This is a genomic window from Microbispora sp. H10670 (assembly GCF_014161385.1).
Lineage (GTDB): Bacteria > Actinomycetota > Actinomycetes > Streptosporangiales > Streptosporangiaceae > Microbispora > Microbispora triticiradicis.
In genome coordinates, this window is the sequence record NZ_JABBWW010000007.1 from 112,735 (window position 1) to 131,864 (window position 19,130).

Below are 19,130 nucleotides of genomic sequence, written 5' to 3' on the forward strand. Positions count from 1 at the left end.
CACGGGTGGGTTCGATGTACAGGGTTATCGACAAGAACCCACGTCAGCCTCGCCAGCACCGAGACTTACCAGTTGTTTCACGCGCGGCGGCGAGGTTAGGACGCCCAGCTCCGACCCGGTGTCCGCGAGCGCCTGCGGAAGGGTGACCACGCTGTCTGGAGACATATTCCACCCACGCCATAAGGTCCCATTGGGCTTTCCTTATCATACCAAGGGCATGCCTTGACGGGCCACCGACACGCCGAGGCGGCCCGTCGGGAAGGGCGCGGATCCAGCGGATCAGACGGTCCGGACCAGAGCGGTCCGGACCGGATCAGACGGTTTCGACGGGCTTCGCCACCCTGTCGAGCTCCGCGTACAGGTCGGCGAAGACCCGCGCGTGCAGGATCGTGCCGTCGCCGGTGTGCTCCAGCGACAGCACCTCGCCCTCGCTGTGCGCCCGCGCGACGAGGTCGCCCCTGTCGTACGGCACCAGCATCCTGACCTCGTGGTCGAGGCGGGGAAGCTCGCGCTCGATCATCGCCATCAGCTCGCCGATCCCGGACCCGGTCCGGGCGGAGACGACGATGCTGTGCCGTTCCTTCATGGTCAGCCGGGTCAGCACGACGGGGTCGGCGGCGTCGGCCTTGTTGACGACGATGATCTCCGGGATGTCCCGCGCGCCCTCGATCTCCGCCAGCACCTCGCGGACGGCGGCGATCTGCGACTCGGGGTCGGGGTGCGACCCGTCCACCACGTGCAGGATCAGGTCGGCGTCGGCCACCTCCTCCAGCGTCGAGCGGAACGCCTCGACGAGCTGGTGGGGCAGGTGCCGTACGAACCCGACGGTGTCGGCGAGCGTGAACAGCCGGCCCTCGGGCGTGCGGGCCCTCCGCACGGTGGGGTCGAGGGTCGCGAACAACGCGTCCTCGACCAGCACTCCCGCGCCGGTCAGCCGGTTGAGCAGCGACGACTTGCCGGCGTTGGTGTATCCGGCGATCGCCACCCCGGGCACCTCGCGGGCCTGCCTGCGGTGCCGCATGGTCTGCCGGGCGGTGGACATCTCCTTGATCTGCCGCCGCAGCTTGGCCATGCGCTCGCGGATCCGCCGCCGGTCCAGCTCGATCTTGGTCTCACCGGGGCCGCGGCCGCCGATGCCGACGCCGCCGGCGGCCCGGCCGCCGACCTGACGTGACAGGTTGCCGCCCCAGCCGCGCAGGCGCGGCAGCAGGTACTGCAGCTGCGCCAGCTCGACCTGGGCCTTGCCCTCCCGGCTCTTGGCGTGCTGCGCGAAGATGTCGAGGATCAGCGCGGTCCGGTCGATGACCTTGACCTTGACGACCTCTTCGAGCTGGCGGAGCTGGCCGGGGGTCAGCTCGCCGTCGCAGATCACGGTGTCGGCCCCGCTGGCGGCCACGATGTCACGCAGCTCGACCGCCTTGCCGGAACCGATGTAGGTGGCGGGGTCGGGCCGGTCACGGCGCTGGATCAGACCCTCCAGCACCTGTGATCCGGCGGTCTCGGCGAGGAGCTTCAGCTCCTGCAGCGAGTTCTCCGCGTCCGCGGCCGTGCCGCCGGCCCAGACGCCCACCAGCACGACGCGCTCCAGCCGGAGCTGGCGGTATTCGACTTCGGTGATGTCTTCGAGCTCTGTCGACAGACCCACCACGCGGCGCAGCGCCTGGCGCTCTTCCAGGTCGTAGTCGCCCACGGCGAGGTCTTCGGGCTCGTATCGCATATATGTCATCTCTACTAGACAGAACAGTCGAACGCCCCGATGCCTTCCCGCACGGGCGTCTTCTGTCGATGGTGACACGAGGTCCCGGAGTGACGCACTCCCTTATGCCCGGAGCCGGTCCAGGAGTCGCGCGCTCTGCCCGGCCCAGTAGTCCAGTCCCAGGCGGACGTGGGTCTCGTGGGCCCGGCGCGCGTGGTCCAGGGCCCGTTCCCGGTCGCCCGTCGCCTCCGCCAGCAGCGCCAGCGCCTGGTGGATGGAGCCCCAACCGGCCGTGCCGCTGCCGTGCAGGGCCAGCCGGTCTCCGTACGGCGCCAGCCTTTCGTAGAGCCCCGAGGGATCGGGGACGCCGAGCTGGGCCGTGACGTACGACCAGACGACGGCGACGAACTCCCCCGACCAGTCGTCGGGGATTCCGGTGCCCCATCGGGCGACCAGGCTCGCGGCCAGCTCGCGGTCGCCCACGTCGAGCGCGGCGAGCACGGCTATGGGACGCAGCGGGTCGTTGTGCGGCTGCGCCGCCGCCGTGACGATCTCGTCGAGGATCTCGGCGACCCTGCCCTGTCCCCGCCGGCAGGTGTAGAGCATGGTCGGCCGCACGTTGCCGAGGCCCCACATGCTGCTGTCGCCGAAGACCTCGCCGAGTTCACCGGCGATGCGCTCGACCTCGTCCCAGCGGCCCTCCAGGGTCAGCCGCGCCGCCTGGGCGATGCGCACCATCGCCGTCAGCTCGGGGCTCCTGACCTCCTGCAGCAGGTGCTCGGCGCGGGCCAGATCGCGGTCCCACTCGGCCAGCTCGCCCGCCCTGAACAGGCACGCCATCCGGTGCACCCGGGCCACGATCTCGGCGGTGGCGGGCAGGCCGGGCACCGCGAGCATCTCCTCGGCGGCGCGGCGGCGCTCGTCCTCCCGCTCCGGCACCCAGGACGCGATCATGTAGTTGTTGAGCACCTGGAGGAGCAGGGCGGAGTCACCCGTCCTCCTCGCGATCTCCAGGGCCTCCACCACCATCGCCTCGCCCTCCGCCCGGCGCGGCCCGTAGTTGAGCTCGATGCCGAGGGTGCCGAGCAGCGCGGCCCGGCGGGCGTCGTCCAGCGGGCCCGCCAGCAGCTTTTCGAGCAGGGCGACCGTGTGGTCGTCGACCACCCCGTACGACCGCCAGTTCCAGACGCTGAGGGTGCCGAACACCGCCACGGCCTCCACCAGGGCCTCCCGGTCACCGGTGTCCTCCGCCAGCGCGATGGCCTCCTCCAGCGCCGCCCGGGCCCGCGCGACGTCCCCGACGACCCGCAGCGACCGGCCGAGCTCGATCAGCAGGCGGCACCGCCGGGCCGGGTCGCGCCTGCCGAGGGCGAGCAGCGCCTTCTCCCACAGCTCCACCGCCTCGTCGTACGCGCGCTGCGCGGTGGCCTGCCTGGCCGCCCGGGCGGCGTAGCCGACGGCCTTGTCGGCCCCGCCGACGCGCGCCGCCATGGCGAAGTGGTGGGCGAGGACGGGCAGGCGCGCCGTCCCGTCACCGCCGGGGAGCGTCACCGGCAGGGACTCCAGGGCCTCCGCCACGTGCAGGTGGAGCCGGGCCTTGTCCAGGCGGCCGAGCCCGGCGTAGAGCGCGTCGCGCACCAGCGCGTGCGAGAAGCGGTAGTCGAAGCCGTCCGGCGCCTCGGCCAGGATGCCGACGGCGACGGCGGGCTCCAGCAGCGACATCACCTCTTCCGCGGGGGTCCGCGTGAGCGCCTCCAGCACGTCGAGGCTGACGTCGCGGCCCAGGACGGCGGCGCGGCGCAGCAGTTCCGTGGTGGGCCCGGGCAGCCGCGCGACCCTCCGCCCGATGACCTCCATGACGCCTTCCGGCACGCCCAGCGAGGCGGCGTCGAGCCGGTGCTCGCTGCCGAGCAGCCGCAGCAGCTCCCCGAGGTAGAAGGGGTTGCCGCCGGTGCGCCGGTAGAGCAGGCCGGCGAGCGCGGGGTCGGTCAGGTCGTGCCGCCGCAGGAACGCCGCGACGTCCTCGGCGGTGAACGGCCTGAGGGTGAGGCGTTCTGCGCCGGGCTCGCGGGTGAGGGCGGCGAGCGCGTCACGCAGCCGCTCGGGCTCCCTGCCCGGCTCCGGCCGTACGGTGGCCAGCACCAGCACGGGCCTGCGGTGCAGCTCGGCGGCGAGGAAGCCGAGCAGCCGCAGCGAGGCCGCGTCCGCCGCGTGGAGGTCGTCCAGCACCACCAGCGTCGGCGTGCCGGACCGCGCCAGTGCGGCCAGCACGCCCTCGTACAGCTCGAAGAGCGCGGCCTCGGGGTCGGCCGGGGCGTCGGCGCCCTCGCCCGCGAGGAGCCGCGCCGCGGCCCGGCCCCGCTCCCCCAGCTCGCGCAGCGCCTGCAGCCACGGCCAGAACGGCGGGGCGGCCTCGGCCTCCACGCAACGGCCCCAGACGACCGCGACGCCGCGTGCCTCGGCCTCCTCGGCGGCGAGCTGGGCGAGCCTGGTCTTGCCGATCCCCGCCTCGCCGGTCACCAGCAGCACGCCGCCGCGGCCCCGCCGTACGCCGCCGAGCCGCTCGCCGAGACGGGCGAGCTCCTGCTCGCGGGCGATGAACGCCGACGCCGCGGGCGGCGGCTCGGGGGCCGGCTGGGGCGCGGGCGCGGTGAGGGCCGTCTCCAGGGGCGCGGGCGCGGTGAGGGCCGCCTCCCGGGGTGCGGGCGCGGTGAGGGCCGTCTCCGGGAGCGCGGGCGCGTCCAGGGCCGCCGACTGCTCCAGCACGGCCTGCTCAAGCCGCCGCAGCTCCGGGCCGGGCAGCAGGCCCATCTCCTCGTCGAGCAGGGCGCGCACCCGGCGCAGCGCGCCGAGCGCGTCGGTCTGCCGGCCCGACCGGTAGAGGGCGAGGACGAGCAGGCTCCACAGCCGCTCGCGGTACGGGTACGCCTCGACCAGCCGCTCCAGGTCGGCCACGCAGGACGCGCCGTCGCCCATGGCGAGCCGGGCGTCGAACCGGTCCTCGACCGCCACCGCCCGCAGTTCGCCCAGGCGCGCGATGACCGGCTGGGCGAACTCGTAGGACGCGAACTCGGCGAGCGGCTCGCCCCGCCACGTCTCCAGCGCCCGGTCGAGCAGCCCGAGCGCGGCGGCGTGCTCGCGCCGGCCGAGCGCCCTGCGGCCGTCCTCCACCCAGGAGACGAAGCGCGCGAGGTCGACCTGGATCGGCGCGACCGACAGCAGATAGCCGGGCTCGCGGGTGAGCAGCACGGCGGGGGGCGTGCGCGGCCTGCGTCCCGGCTCCAGCGCCTTGCGCAGGTTCGAGACGTACGACTGCAGCGTCGCGGTGGCGCTGGAGGGCGGCTCGCCGGCCCACAGCTCGTCGATCAGCCGATCGAGGGAGACGATCCTGCCGGGGTCCAGGGCGAGGACGGCGAGCACCGCCCGCTGCTTGCGCGGGCCGAGGTCGAGGACGCGGCCGTCACCGTCGATCACCTCGAAGGGGCCCAGCAGCCGGAAGGACAGCGAGTTCATGGCCACGTGCTCCGATCGCTCTCCCCTGATCGCCGGATGTAAGCGTAGAGCCGCGACAAGCCCAACCGGAACGCTCCATTTCCGCAATTTCGGACGTGGCACTTGAGAGCGACTTGGACGGTCTTCAAGCGGCGCTCATCCCCGCCCCAATCCCCGTGTCCCACGGTGGTTCCGCACGGTGGTTCCGCAGGAGGAACCCACGACGTGGAGGGGAAGACATGAACCAGATCGAGGCGCTCGGCGCCGATCTCCGCCGGGTGGTGCGCGGGCGGGTGCTGACGCGCGGCGACGAGGGCTTCGACGGCGCCCGCCGCCCCTGGGACCTGGCCGTCGACCAGCGGGTCGCGGCGGTCGTCGAGGCGCGGGACGCCCAGGACGTCGCGGCCGTGGTCGGTTACGCGGGGCTCGCCGGGCTGCGCGTCGCCACCCAGCCGAACGGGCACGCCCCCGCCGCCTTCGACGACGCGATCCTGCTGCGTACGGGGAACCTGCGGGGGCTCACCGTACGGCCCGGGGAGCGGGTGGCGCGGGTGGAGGCCGGCGTCTCGTGGGGCGAGGTGCTCACCGCGGCCGGAGAGCACGGGCTGACGCCGCTGGCGGGCAGCACGGGGGTCGTCAGCGCCACCGGCTTCACCCTGGGCGGCGGCCTGAGCTGGTTCGGGCGCAGGTACGGCTTCGCCGCCGACAGCGTGCGCGCGTTCGAGGTCGTGGACGCCTCCGGGGAGCAGGCGACCGTCACGGCCGGCAGCGACCCGGAGCTGTTCTGGGCCCTGCGCGGCGGTGGCGGCGACTTCGCGGTGGTGACCGCGATGGAGTTCGACCTGCACCCGGCGCCCGTGCTGTACGGCGGGCGGATCCTGTGGCCGGCCAGTAGGGCCGCGGAGGTGCTGGCCGCCTTCCGCGCCGTCACGGCGGAGGCGCCGGAGGAGCTGACCGTCTGGTTCCACCTGCTGCAGTTCCCGCCGCTGCCCGAGCTGCCCGAGCCGCTGCGCGGCCTGTCGGCCGTGACGGCCGACGTCACCTATCTCGGCGACCCGGACGAGGCGCGCGCCCTGCTGCACCGGTTCGACGTGATTCCCGATCCGATCTTCGACACGCGTGGCCGGATGCCGGTGGCGAACCTCGCGGACATCTGCGCGGAGCCGACCGATCCGACGCCCGCGCTGCTGCGCTCGGAACTGCTCCACGGGCTCGACGACGCCACCGCGGCGGCGATGCTGGCCGCCGCCGGGCCCGGCACCGTCGCGCCGCTCGCCTCCGTGCAGATCCGCCACCTCGGCGGGGCGCTCGCCCGGGTCGACGAGAAGGGCGGCGCCTGCGGCCACATCGCGGAGCCGTACCTGCTGAGCGCGCTCGGCGTGCTGGCGGCGCCCGGCATGGAGGAGGCGATCCGCGAACGGCAGTCGGCGATCGCCGCGGCGGTGGCGGGGGCCGCGAGCGGCCGCAGGCCCTTCACCTTCCTCGGCCACGGCGAGCCGGCCGCGTCCGCCTTCCCCGCCGAGATCCTGGCCCGGCTGCGCGAGATCAAGCGCCGCCGCGACCCGGACGGCGTGCTCGCCGGCAACCACCCGGTCCTCGGATGACGACGGCCCGGATGACGACGGCTCAGTCACCCGGCTCGCCGAGGAGACGCGCGCTCCGTCCGGCCCAGTGGTCCAGGCCCAGGCGCAGGTGCGTCTCGTGCGCCCGCCGCGCGTGACCCAGGGCGAGGTCGCGCCCGCCCGTGGCGTCCGCGAGTTCGGCCAGGACCAGGTGGGTGGAGCCCCATCCGGCGCCGCCCATGCCGCTCACCACGAGCCGTTCCCCGTACGGCGCGAGCCTGCGGTAGAGGGCGGCGGGATCGGGCACGCCGAGCCGGGCGGCGAGGTGGCCCCACACGACGACGAGGAACTCGGTGGTCCAGTCGTCGCGGATCTCGCCCCCCCAGCGCTCCGCCAGCCTCCGGGCGAGGGCGGTGTCGCCCGCGTCGAGGGCGGCCAGCGCGGCGACCGGGCGCAGCGGCACCATGTCGGGGTCGTGCGCCCGGGACACGAGCCGGTCCGCCACCTCCCCCGCCCGGCCCTGCTCGCGGCGGCAGGTGTAGAGGGTGATCAAGCCGGGGTAGTCGAGGCCCCACATGCTGAAACCCGCGATCAGCGAGGTGAACTCCTCCGCGAGGCGTTCGGCCGCCGCCCAGTCGCCGCGCATCGTGCGGCCGGCGGCCTCGGCGATGCGGGCCATCCCGGTCATCTCGGGCCGCCTGATCTCGTCCGCCAGCCGCGCGCAGCGGGCCAGGTCGCGGTCCCACTCCGCGAGCTCGCCGGCCCGCAGCAGGTGGGCCATGCGGAAGACCCGGGCGACGGCCTCCGCCGCCGGGTCGAGGGGCAGGGCGAGCATCTCCTCGACCGCGCGGCGGCGCTCGTCCTCCCTCTCGGTGACCCAGGCGGCGACCAGGTAGTTGTTGAGCGAGCGGGCCAGCAGGCGGGGGTCGCCGGTGCGGCGGGCCAGCCGCACGCCGTCGGCCGCCAGCCGCTCCCCCTCGGCCCTGCGCGGGGAGTAGTACAGCTCCAGGCCGAGGGTGCCCAGCAGGGTGGCGCGCTCCACGTCGCCCAGCGGCTCCCGCAGCAGGCGCTCCAGCAGGGCGACCGTCTCGCCGTCCACGACGCCGTAGTGGCGCCAGTTCCACACCGACATGCCGCCGAACGCGGTGACGGCCTCGATCAGCGTCGCGCGCTCGCCGATTCCCGCGGCGAGCACGATCGCCTCCTCCAGCGCCTTCCTCCCCTCGGCGACGTCGCCGACCGCGCGCAGCGCTTCGCCGCGGCGCACCAGCAGCGCGCAGCGCCGGGCGGGGTCCCCCGGGCCGAGCGCGGCGAGGGCCCTGTCCCACCAGTCCGCCGCCTCGTCGTACGCGCAGCGGGCCGCGGCCTGCCGGGCGGCCCGGACGGCGTACTCCACGGCCTTGGCGGCGCCGCCCGCCCGGGAGGCCGCCACGAAGTGGTGGGCGAGGACGGACACCTCCACGCCCGGAAGGCTCTCCAGCGCCTCCCCGGTGCGCAGGTGCAGCCGCGCCGCGCGCACCCGGCCGAGCCCCGCGTAGAGGGCGTCGCGCACGAGGGCGTGCGAGAACCGGTAGTCGAAGCCGCCGGGCACCTCGACGAGCAGGCCTGTCGCCACGGCCGGTTCGAGGCGCAGCATCACCTCCTCCGCGCCCAGGCCGCAGGCGGCCTCCAGCGCGTCGAAGCTCACCTCCCGGCCGAGCACGGCGGCCGCCTCCAGCAACGCGCGGGTCTCCTCCGGCAGCCGCCCGACGCGGCGGCCGATGACCTCGCGCACTCCTTCGGGAACGCCGAGGGACGCGGCGTCCAGCCGGTGCTCGCTGTCCAGCAGCCGGATCAGCTCGCGCAGGTAGAAGGGGTTGCCCCCGGTGCGCTCGTGAAGCAGCGCGGCGAGCCGCCCGCCCGGCAGGTCGCGCCCGGCGAGGTAGGCGGCGACGTCCTCCCGCGTGAACGGCGGCAGGGTGAGCCGCTCCACGCCGCGTTCGCGGGCGAGCGCGGCCAGTGTGTCGCGAAGCTGCTCGGGGTCGCCGCCGGGCTCGGGGCGGATCGTCGCCAGCACCAGCACCGGCGACCGGTGCAGCTCCCCGGCCGCGAAGGCGAGCAGGCGCAGGGACGACGCGTCGGCCCAGTGCAGGTCGTCGAGGACGAGCAGCGCCGGACCCGCCGCCCCCAGCACGGCGGTCACGCGTTCGTGCAGCTCGAACAGGGCCCTGCCGGGGTCGTCGCCGTCCGCCGCGGCGCCCGTCGCCTCGGCCGGGGCGTCACCGGGCGGGCCTCCGGACAGGGCGGCGAGCGCGTCCGCCACGTCCGCCCGCCGGTCCTGGCCGAGGTCGCGCAGGACCCCCAGCCAGGGCCAGAACGCGGGTGCGCCGGTGTCCTCCGCGCAGCGGCCCCAGGCGACCGTCATCCCCAGGGCGGCCGCCTCGTCGGCCGCGGCCTCGGCCAGACGGGTCTTGCCGAGGCCCGCCTCCCCGGCGACCAGCAGCACGCCACCGCGCCCCCGCCGCGCCTCGGCGAGCCGGGCGGCGACGCGGCCGGTCTGCTCGCGCCGGGCGACCAGCCCGGCGTGGACGACCGGCACCGCCGCCGTCCCGGGCGGCACCGCCGTTCCCGGCTCGGCGGCCAGGGCGAGGAAGGCGGGCCCGGCGCCGCCGAGCTCGGGCGCCTGGCCGAAGACGGCCTGCTCCAGCCGGCGCAGTTCTGGGCCGGGCTCCAGGCCCAGCTCCTCGTCCAGCAGCGCCCGGACCCTGCGCAGCGCGGCGAGGGCGTCGGCCTGCCGGCCCGACCGGTAGAGGGCGAGCACGAGCAGGCCCCACAGCCGTTCCCGGTACGGGTGGTCCTTCACCAGGCGTTCGAGGTCGGGCACGCACGACGCCGCGTCGCCGAGCGCCAGCCGCGCCTCGAACCAGTCCTCCGTCACCGAGGCCCGCTGCTCCGCCAGCCGCGCGACCACCGGCTGGACGAACTCGTACGCCGTGAACTCGGCGAGAGGCTCGCCGCGCCACGTCTCCAGGGAGCGGCGCAGCAGGTCGGCCGCCTCGCCGGGCGCGCCCCTCGCCAGCATCCGGCGGCCGTCCTCGGCGAGCGCGGCGAAGCGGACCAGGTCCACCTGACCCGGCGCGATGTCCAGCAGGTAGCCGGGCTCGCGGGTGAGCAGGACCCGCGGCGGCGTGCGCGGCGCCCTGCCGGGCTCCAGCGCCCGGCGGAGCTGGGAGATGTACGCCTGCAGGGTCCCGGTGGCGCTGGCCGGCGCCTCCCCCGACCACAGTTCGTCGATGAGGCGGTCGAGCGCGACGACTCGGCCGGGTTCCAGGGCGAGCATGGCCAGCACGGCGCGCCGCTTGGGTGTGCCGACGTCGACGGCACGGCCGGACGAGTCGACGACCTCCAGCGGGCCGAACAGGCGAAAGTCCATTTTTCCCCATGAGAGCGGAGGGTCCGGTTCGTAGCGTATTGCCGGACTCGCCACCGCACGAACAGCGCGCGACTAGCCGGTTCCTAATCGCCCGCAAGCCTTCCCGGTCAGGATGTCCTCCGACTCCCCGGAACATTGAGCGGAAGGACGAGCATGTCCACCTTGGAGACCGATCTGCGGCGCGTGGTGCGCGGCCGGGTCCACGTGCCCGGCGACGAGACCTTCGAGACCGCCCGGCTGCCCTGGAACCGGGCGGTCGACCAGCGGGTCCGGGCGGTCGTGGAGATCGAGGACGCGGCCGACGCCGCCGTCGTCGTCCGGCACGCGGCGCTGGCGGGCCTGGCCGTGGCGGCCCAGCCGGGCGGGCACGGCGCCACTACCGACCTGGACGGGACGATCCTGGTGCGCACCGGCTGGCTGCGCGGTGTGGAGGTCGATCCGGAGCGCCGCGTCGCCAGGGTCGAGGCCGGCGTGCAGTGGGGCGAGTTGCTCACGGCGACGGGCAAGCACGGGCTGACCGGCCTGCCCGGAAGCTCTCCCGTGGTGAGCGTCGTGGGCTACACCCTCGGCGGCGGGCTGAGCTGGTTCGCCCGGAGGTACGGCTGGGCCGCCGACAGCGTGCGCGCCTTCGAGACGATCGGCGCCGACGGCGTGCCCGCCCGCGTCACGGCGGACTCCGACGCCGACCTGTTCTGGGCGCTGCGCGGCGGCGGCGGCGACTTCGCGCTGGTGACCGCGGTCGAGCTGGACCTGCACCCCGCCCCCCGGCTGTACGGAGGACGGATGCTGTGGCCCGCCGACCGGGCGCCCGAGCTGCTCGCCGCGTTCCGGGAGGTGACGGCCGGCGCCCCCGCGGAGCTGACCGTCTGGTTCACGATGGTGCGGTTCCCCCCGGTGCCCCAGGTCCCCGAGCCGCTGCGCGGCCTGGCCGCGGTCGCGGTGGACACCACGTTCCTCGGCGACGAGGAGGAGGGACGCGCCCTGCTCCGGCGGTTCGAGGACGTTCCCGGTGTGCTGCTCGACAGCCGTGCCGCCATGCCGCTGGACGCGCTCGGCGGCATCTGCGCCGAGCCGACGCAGCCGGTGCCCGGCGCGGGCCGCGGCGAGTTGCTGACCGGTCTCGACGACGCCGTGGCGGGCGACCTGCTCGCCGCCCTCGGCGACATCGCGCCGCTGGCCTCCGTGCAGGTGCGTCACCTGGGCGGCGCGCTGCGCCGGCCGGCCCCCGCCGGCGGCGCCTGCGGGCACGTCGCCGAGCCGTACCTCCTGGGCATGATCGGGCCGATCATGTCGCCCGAGGGCGGGCGGGCGGTGCACGCGCGGCTGGCGGAGATCGCCCGCTCCATGGCGCCGCACACGACCGGCCGCAAGCCGTTCACCTACCTCCACGCGGACGAGACCGCCGCCTCCGCGTTCGACGCGGAGACGCTGGTCCGCCTGCGTGAGATCAAGCGCCGCCGGGACCCGCACGGCGTCTTCCGCAGCAACAAGCCGGTGTCCGCCCAGTCGTAGCACCGGTCGCTGGGTCGGTCGCCGGGTCGGTCGCTGGGTCGGTCAGAGCTTGCGCACCTCGGCGTCGCCCGAGCCCGTCCTGACGACGATCGTGTGCGGCGCCGAGTCGTTCTCCGCGAAGTCGACCCGGCGCTCGCCGCTCCCCGTCGTCGCGTCGACGTTGTAGGCGCCGTCCGGCAGCCAGACCTTGCCGTCGCCCGAACCCGTCACGGCGTGCACCTCGGCGGGGGCCGCCGTGAAGCGGAGGGTGACGTCGCCCGACCCGGTCTTGGCGTCGACCTCCTTCGCGGCGAGACCACGGGCGTCGACGTCCCCGGAGCCGGTCGAGGCCTCGACCTGGCCGGTCAGGTTCCGCAGGGTCAGGTCCCCCGAGCCGGTGTCGATCTTGACGCTCAGCCCCCGTGGCACCTCCACCTTGTAGTCCACCGAGCACCGGCCGCACTTGTACTTGAGCTCGAGCGTGCCGCCGTCCACGGAGTGCCCGTCCTCGGTCTTCGGCCTGTTCCCCCACCAGTGCAGGGTCTCGGTCACATGGATGCCGGACCTGTCGCTCTCGTTCACCACGATGTCGCCCGACCCGGTGTGCGTGTCGACGAGGGTCACCGCGTCCGCCACGTCGTAGGACTGCACGGACTGCTGCCCGCCGAAGCCCAGCGGCCCGCCACACGCCGCGACGGTCAGGCTCAGGCCCAGGGCGGCCCCCGCGACGGCCAGGGTTGTGTTCTTCATGCTCCCGATCCTCCGGCACGCGTGCGCCCTCTCCCATCGGGGAAGGCCCTAGGGCATCCCTGGTGCGGCCCTCACGTTGACCCCCGGCCGCACCCTGACGTAGCGTCGATTCCACCATTCAGAATTACTTTTCCGGAGGGTGGAAATGGTGGAAGGCGTCGAGATCACAGGGCCCCTGCTGGACCGGTTCGACGAGATCCTCACCCCCGAGGCCCTCGGCTTCGTGGCCACCCTGCAGCGCGAGTTCGACCCCCGGCGGCGGGAGCTGCTCGCCGCCCGCCGGGCACGGCAGGCGGAACTGTCCGCGGGGGGCACGCTCGACTTCCTTCCGGGGACCGCCCACGTCCGCACGTCGGAGTGGCGGGTCGCCCCGCCCGCGCCGGGGCTGGAGGACCGCAGGGTCGAGATCACCGGTCCGGTCGACCGGAAGATGACGATCAACGCGCTCAACTCGGGCGCCAAGGTCTGGCTCGCCGACTTCGAGGACGCCAACTCCCCGACCTGGGAGAACACGGTCAACGGGCAGCTCAACCTGCGCGACGCCCTCGACCGTACGATCGACTTCGAGTCGGGCGGCAAGACGTACGCGCTGCGGCCGGACGAGGAGCTGGCCACGGTCGTGGTCCGCCCGCGCGGCTGGCACCTGCCGGAGAAGCACGTCCTGGTGGACGGCGCCGAGATGTCCGCGTCGCTGCTCGACTTCGGGCTCTACTTCTTCCACTGCGCCGCGCGGCAGCTCGGCAAGGGCCGCGGGCCCTACTTCTACCTGCCGAAGATGGAGTCGCACCTGGAGGCGCGGCTCTGGAACGACGTGTTCGTCCGGGCCCAGGAGCTGCTCGGCGTCCCCCGGGGCACGATCCGGGCGACCGTGCTGATCGAGACGTACCCGGCGGCGTTCGAGATGGAGGAGATCCTCTACGAGCTGCGCGAGCACTCGGCGGGCCTCAACGCCGGCCGCTGGGACTACCTGTTCAGCGTCATCAAGAAGTTCCGCACCCGGGGCCGGGAGTTCCTGCTGCCCGAGCGCAACGCGGTGACGATGACCGCGCCGTTCATGCGGGCCTACACCGAACTGCTGGTGCGCACCTGCCACAGGCGCGGCGCGCACGCGATCGGCGGCATGGCGGCCTTCATCCCGTCCCGCCGCGACCCCGAGGTCAACAGGGTCGCGCTGGAGAAGGTGCGGGCCGACAAGACGCGCGAGTCGGGCGACGGCTTCGACGGCTCCTGGGTGGCCCACCCCGACCTCGTCCCGATCTGCCGCGAGGTGTTCGACGGCGTCCTCGGCGACCGGCCCAACCAGCTCGACCGGCTGCGCGAGGACGTCAACGTCACCGCCGAGGACCTGCTGTCGGTGTCCAAGACCCCCGGCGAGATCACCGAGGCGGGGCTGCGCGGCAACGTGGACGTCGGCCTGCGCTACCTCGCGGCCTGGATGGGCGGCAACGGCGCCGCGGCGATCCACAACCTCATGGAGGACGCGGCGACCGCCGAGATCTCCCGGTCCCAGGTCTGGCAGTGGATCCACAACGACATCAGGCTGGCCGACACGGGCGAGGTGGTGACACGCGAGCTGGTCGAGCGGATCATCGAGGAGGAGCTCGCGGGCATCGCCGCCGGACCGGGCTACGACGAGGAGCTCTACCGGCAGGCCACGGCACTGTTCAAGGAGGTCGCCCTTGACGACGACTTCGCGGAGTTCCTCACGCTTCCCGCGTACGCGCGGATGCCGTGAGGGGCGGGACGACGTGAGGGGTGGCGGGAGCCGATGTCCGTGCTCGAACGGCTGACGGCGCGGCTGACCGCCGCGCTCCCGCCGGACGCCGTCGTGACCGACCCGGTGCGGCTGCGCACCTACGAGTGCGACGGGCTCACCGTCCACCGGGCCGTCCCCGGCGTGGTCGTGCTGCCCGAGACCACCGAGCAGGTCGCGGCCGTCGTACGGCTGTGCCGCGAGCACGGCGTGCCGTTCGTCGCGCGAGGGTCGGGCACGGGCCTGTCGGGCGGCGCCCTCCCCCGCACGGACGGCGTGCTGGTCGTCACCTCCCGCATGCGGCGGATCGTCGAGATCGACATCCCGGACCGCCGGGCCGTGGTGGAGCCCGGGGTGACCAACCTGGCCATCACCGAGGCGGTCCGCGACCAGGGCTACTACTACGCCCCCGACCCCTCCAGCCAGCAGGTCTGCTCGATCGGCGGGAACGTGGCGGAGAACTCGGGCGGCGCCCACTGCCTCAAGTACGGCTTCACGGTGAACCACGTGCTCGCCGCCGAGATCGTCACGCCCGACGGGGACGTCGTGGAGCTGTCCGCCGGTGATCCCGGCTACGACCTGCTCGGCGCGTTCGTCGGCTCGGAGGGCACCCTCGGCATCGCGACGAAGATCACCGTACGGCTGTCGCGGGCGCCGGAGGCGGTCACGACCCTGCTCGCCGCCTTCACCGGCATCGAGGCCGGCGGGCACGCGGTGTCGGCGATCATCGCGGCGGGCGTGGTCCCGGCGGCGATCGAGATGATGGACGCGCTGGCGATCGAGGCGGCGGAGGCCGCCGTCCACTGCGGCTACCCGGCCGGGGCGGGAGCCGTGCTGGTGGTCGAGCTGGACGGGCCGCGCGCCGAGGTGGAGCACCAGTTCGCGGCCGTCGAACGCATCTGCCGCGACAGCGGCGCCTTCGAGATCCGGACGGCCGCCTCCGGCGAGGAGCGCGCGGCGATCTGGAAGGGCCGCAAGTCGGCGTTCGCGGCCGTCGGCCGGATCAGCCCGGCGTACATCGTGCAGGACGGGGTGGTGCCGCGGACCGCGCTGCCGCGCGTGCTCGCGGGCATCGACCGGCTGCAGGAGGAGTACGGGATCAGGGTGGCGAACGTCTTCCACGCGGGAGACGGCAACCTCCACCCCCTCGTGCTGTTCGACGACGCCGTTCCCGGTGAGCGCGAGCGCGCCGAGATTGTCAGCGGGCGCATCCTCGACCTGTGCGTCGAGCACGGCGGCTCGATCACCGGGGAGCACGGCGTGGGAGTGGACAAATCCCGGTACATGCCCCGGATGTTCACCGAGGACGACCTCGGCACGATGCAGCTTCTCCGGTGCGCCTTCGACCCGGAGGGCCTGGCCAACCCCGGCAAGGTCTTCCCCACCCCCCGGCTGTGCGGGGAGGCGCCGGGAGTGCGCACGGGCGTGCACCCGCTGGTCGAGGCCGGTCTGGCGGAGCAGTTCTGATGCGCGGCGAGCGGACGCCCGATCCCCTGAACCCCCCGGAGCCGGACCCCCCGGCCGGCGCCGGCCGGGACGCCGGGGACGCGCTCGCGGCGACCGGCGTGGCGGTGCGCGAGGCGGGCGACGGGGACGAGGTCGCGGGCGTCCGGCCGCGCTGGGTGACGCTGCCCGAGTCGGCCGAGGAGATCGCGGTCGTCCTGCGCGCCTGCGCGGCGCACGACCTGGCGGCCGTCGCGACGGGCGCCAGGACCAAGCTCCACTGGGGCGCCCCGCCGGAACGCTGCGACGTGCTCGTGGACCTGAGCCGCATGGACCGGGTGCTGGAGCACACGCCGGACGACCTGGTCGTACGGGTCCAGGCCGGGGTGACCACGGAGGCGCTGGCGGACGCCCTCGCGGCGGAGAACCAGGAACTCGCGCTCGACGTGCCGGTGCCGGGCACCACGGTCGGCGGGCTGCTGGCGACCGGGATCGCCGGGCCGCGCGCGTTCCGCCACGGCACGGCCCGCGACCTGCTCATCGGGATCACGGTCGTGCTGGCCGACGGCACGATCGCCAGGTCCGGCGGGAAGGTCGTCAAGAACGTCGCGGGATACGACCTCGGCAAGCTGTTCACCGGCTCGTACGGCACACTCGGCGTCATCGCGGACGCGACCTTCCGCCTGCGTCCCCTGCCCGCCGCCCGCGCCTGGGTGACGGCGTCCGTCGCGCGCCCGGTGACGGAGACCGTCGAGCCGTATGTGTACGAGGGGAGGACGTTCGACACCACTTCCACCGACGTGGCCGCCGCGCTGCGGGCGATGGTGCCGGCGATCACCGAGTCGCCGCTGGAGCCGAGCGCCGTGGAGGTCGACTGGCCCGACGTGGACGGTCCCTGCACGGTGGCGGTCCTGCTGGAGGGCACCGCCGCGGCCGAGCGCGCCAAGGCCCTGTCCGCGCTGATGGGCGGCACGGCGGAGGTGACCGACGAACCGCCGCCCTGGTGGGGACGCCTGCCGGCCGGGCCGCGCGGCGCGGAAGCCGCGGTGTCGACCGGCGCGGCGTCCGGCGGCGGGGAGATCCTGCTGGAGGTGCGGAACATCCCCTCCCGGCTGGCGGGGAGCTTCGTCGGCCCCTTCTGGGCTGCCCGCGCCGCGGACGTCCGTCCGGCGGTACGCGGCTCCCTGGCCGCGCAGGTGCTCCACGTCGCCCTGCCGCCGGGCACCGAGCCCGGCCGCGTCGCCGCCTTCACCGGTGAACTGCGCGCGCACATGGAGGACGAGGGCCGCGTGGTGGTGCTCCGCGCCCCGCGGGAGGCCGCGCGCCGCCTCGACCGGTGGGGACGCGTCGGCGCGCTGCCGCTGATGCGCCGGGTCAAGGAACGGTTCGACCCCGGCCGCCGCCTGTCCCCCGGCCGCTTCGTCGGAGGGATCTGATGGACCCCGAGCTGATCAGGGATTGCGTGCACTGCGGGTTCTGCCTGCCCACCTGTCCGACGTACGTGCTGTGGGGCGAGGAGATGGACTCGCCGCGCGGGCGCATCCACCTGATGGGGCAGCACGCCGAGGGCACTCCGCTCACCGGCGCGATGGCCGGGCACTTCGACGCCTGCCTGGGCTGCATGGCGTGCGTCACCGCGTGCCCGTCCGGGGTGCGGTACGACCGGCTGATCGAGCAGACGAGGGCCGTGGTCGAGCGGGAGCACGTGCGCCGCCCGGACGAGCGGGCGGTCAGGGCCCTGGTGTTCGCGTTGTTCCCCTACCGGCGCAGGCTGCGGGCGATGCGACTGCCGATGCGGCTGGGCAGGCGTCTCCAGCCGTTCCTGGAGCGGGTGAACCCCTCCCTCGGCGCGATGGCCGAACTCGCCCCCGCCGTCGTCCCCCGGCCCGTACGGCTGCCGCCGCTGGTGCGGGCGAGAGGGCCGCGCAGGGCCAGGGTCGGGCTGCTCACCGGCTGCGTGCAGGGCGAGTTCTTCCCGCAGGTCAACGCGGCGACGACGCGGGTGCTCGCGCTGGAGGGCTGCGACGTGGTGATCCCGCCCCGGCAGGGCTGCTGCGGCGCGCTGTCGCTGCACTCCGGCCGCGAGGCCGAGGCGAGGCGGTTCGCCCGCCGCACGGTCGCGGTGTTCGGGCGGGCGGGTGTGGACGCGGTCGTCGTCAACGCCGCCGGCTGCGGGTCGAGCATGAAGACCTACGCCGAGGTGCTCGCGGACGATCCCGCCTGGGCGGCGCGTGCCGGGGCGCTGCGCATCCGCGACCTGGCGGAGTTCCTGGCCGAGCTCGGACCGGCCGCGGAGCGGCGCCCGCTGCCGGTCTCGGTCGCCTACCACGACGCCTGCCACCTGGCCCACGCCCAGGGCGTACGCGCGCAGCCGCGCGACCTGCTGCGCGCCGTGCCCGGGCTGGAGTTGCGGGAGGTCGCCGAGGCGGCGATCTGCTGCGGGTCGGCGGGCACCTACAACCTCTTCCAGCCGCGGGCGGCCAGGGAACTCGGCGACCGCAAGGCGGAGCGCGTGCTCGCGACCGGCGCGGACGTCCTGGTGTCGGCCAACCCGGGATGTTCCATGCAGATCGCCGCGGCGGTCCGCAGGGCGGGCGGCGGCGAGATCCGGGTCGCGCACACGGCCGAGGTGCTCGACGCCTCGCTGCGCGGCCTCGATCCCGGCGTGCTGGGACGATCTCCGGGAGCCGGGAAGGCGAGGACGAAGCGGTGAGCGTGCAGAGCGTCGACCGGGCGCTTGACGTCCTTGAGGCCCTGGCGGAGCAGGGCGGCCAGGCCGGTCTGTCGGAGATCGCGGCGCGGACCGGCCTGCCGTACGGGACGATCCACCGGCTGTTACAGACGCTGCTCGCCCGGGGGTACGTCCGGCAGGAGTCCGACCGGCGGTACGCCCTGGGCGGCGCGCTGGTGCGGATCGGCGGGGTGGCGGAGCGGATGCTGGCGGTCTGGGCCGAGCCCTACCTCACCCGGCTGGTCGAGCTGTCCGGGGAGACGGCCAACCTCGCCGTGCTGGAGGGGGACTTCGTCGTCTACGTGGCCCAGGTGCCCTCGCCGCGCAGGCTGCGGATGTTCGCCGAGGTCGGCCGCCGGGTGCTGCCGCACAGCACGGCCGTGGGCAAGGCGCTGCTGGCCGGGCGCGCCGACGCGGCGGCGGTGTTCCGGCGCACCGGCCTGCCCCGCCGTACGGACCGGACGATCACCGTGACGGAGGAGATGCTGGCGGAGCTGGGCCGGGTCCGCGCCCGGGGGTACGCGCTGGACCTGGGCGAGGAGGAGAGCGGCGTGCACTGCATGGCCGTGCCGGTCCACGACGGCGGGCGGACCTTCGCGGCGCTGTCGGTGTCGGGCCCGGCCGAGCGCATCGACGCGATCGACCGCGAGGAACTGGCCGCGATGCTGCGCAAGGTCGCCGAGGACTTCGGCACCGCCGTCTTCCGCTCCTGACCCGACGCTCCTGACTCGACGCTCCTGACTCGGCGCTCGTAACTCGATGCTCGTGGCTCGACGCTCCTGACCGGACCGCGCCGGATG

11 protein-coding genes are annotated in these 19,130 nt (G+C 74.7%); 7 read left to right on the top strand and 4 right to left on the bottom strand.

The annotated features are described in order from the left end of the window. Nucleotides 1-313 precede the first annotated feature (313 nt). Nucleotides 314-1,717 (bottom strand): GTPase HflX, encoded by a 1,404-nt coding sequence (hflX, locus tag HHX33_RS12705; RefSeq protein ID WP_244302040.1) that lies wholly within the window; start codon nucleotides 1,715-1,717, stop codon nucleotides 314-316. A 102-nt stretch (nucleotides 1,718-1,819) separates the two neighbouring features. Further along, nucleotides 1,820-5,209 (bottom strand): AfsR/SARP family transcriptional regulator, encoded by a 3,390-nt coding sequence (locus tag HHX33_RS12710; protein ID WP_182874755.1) that lies wholly within the window; start codon nucleotides 5,207-5,209, stop codon nucleotides 1,820-1,822. Between the two features lie 218 nt (nucleotides 5,210-5,427). Here HHX33_RS12710 and HHX33_RS12715 point away from each other — a divergent pair, with 218 nt between their 5' ends. Continuing rightward, nucleotides 5,428-6,792, top strand: a complete 1,365-nt coding sequence (locus tag HHX33_RS12715; RefSeq protein ID WP_182874756.1) for an FAD-binding oxidoreductase — start codon at nucleotides 5,428-5,430, stop codon at nucleotides 6,790-6,792. Nucleotides 6,793-6,814: 22 nt separating this feature from the next. On the opposite strand, the gene HHX33_RS12720 is transcribed toward HHX33_RS12715, so the two are convergent. Further along, nucleotides 6,815-10,162 (bottom strand): BTAD domain-containing putative transcriptional regulator, encoded by a 3,348-nt coding sequence (locus HHX33_RS12720; RefSeq protein WP_182874757.1) that lies wholly within the window; start codon nucleotides 10,160-10,162, stop codon nucleotides 6,815-6,817. A gap of 153 nt (nucleotides 10,163-10,315) precedes the next feature. On the opposite strand from HHX33_RS12720, the gene HHX33_RS12725 reads away from it, so the two are divergent. Then, entirely contained in the window at nucleotides 10,316-11,674 is a 1,359-nt protein-coding gene (locus tag HHX33_RS12725) for an FAD-binding oxidoreductase (protein ID WP_182874758.1), read from the top strand. Nucleotides 11,675-11,716: 42 nt separating this feature from the next. Here the strand turns inward: HHX33_RS12725 and HHX33_RS12730 are convergent, their stop codons facing one another. Next, nucleotides 11,717-12,403, bottom strand: a complete 687-nt coding sequence (locus HHX33_RS12730) for a DUF4097 family beta strand repeat-containing protein (protein ID WP_182874759.1) — start codon at nucleotides 12,401-12,403, stop codon at nucleotides 11,717-11,719. A gap of 145 nt (nucleotides 12,404-12,548) precedes the next feature. Between HHX33_RS12730 and aceB the strand changes: the two genes are divergently transcribed. Genes aceB through HHX33_RS37160 form a run of 5 tightly spaced genes read left to right on the top strand, consistent with a single transcriptional unit; the run spans nucleotide 12,549 to nucleotide 19,043 of the window. Further along, complete coding sequence (aceB, locus tag HHX33_RS12735; protein WP_182874909.1) at nucleotides 12,549-14,138, top strand: malate synthase A; 1,590 nt, start codon at nucleotides 12,549-12,551, stop codon at nucleotides 14,136-14,138. Nucleotides 14,139-14,171: 33 nt separating this feature from the next. Then, complete coding sequence (locus HHX33_RS12740; protein WP_182874760.1) at nucleotides 14,172-15,623, top strand: FAD-linked oxidase C-terminal domain-containing protein; 1,452 nt, start codon at nucleotides 14,172-14,174, stop codon at nucleotides 15,621-15,623. Further along, the gene (locus HHX33_RS12745; RefSeq protein ID WP_182874761.1) at nucleotides 15,623-17,035 is read left to right on the top strand and encodes an FAD-binding oxidoreductase; all 1,413 of its coding nucleotides are present in this window, start codon (nucleotides 15,623-15,625) and stop codon (nucleotides 17,033-17,035) included. The genes HHX33_RS12740 and HHX33_RS12745 overlap by 1 nt, the downstream gene beginning before the upstream one ends. Further along, a complete protein-coding gene (locus tag HHX33_RS12750; RefSeq protein WP_182874762.1) occupies nucleotides 17,035-18,312 on the top strand; it encodes a (Fe-S)-binding protein in 1,278 nt (425 codons plus the stop codon). Before HHX33_RS12745 ends, HHX33_RS12750 begins: the two co-directional genes overlap by 1 nt. Next, nucleotides 18,309-19,043: an IclR family transcriptional regulator gene (locus HHX33_RS37160; RefSeq protein WP_244302042.1), complete on the top strand. Its 735-nt coding sequence runs from the start codon at nucleotides 18,309-18,311 to the stop codon at nucleotides 19,041-19,043. Before HHX33_RS12750 ends, HHX33_RS37160 begins: the two co-directional genes overlap by 4 nt. Nucleotides 19,044-19,130: the final 87 nt, after the last annotated feature.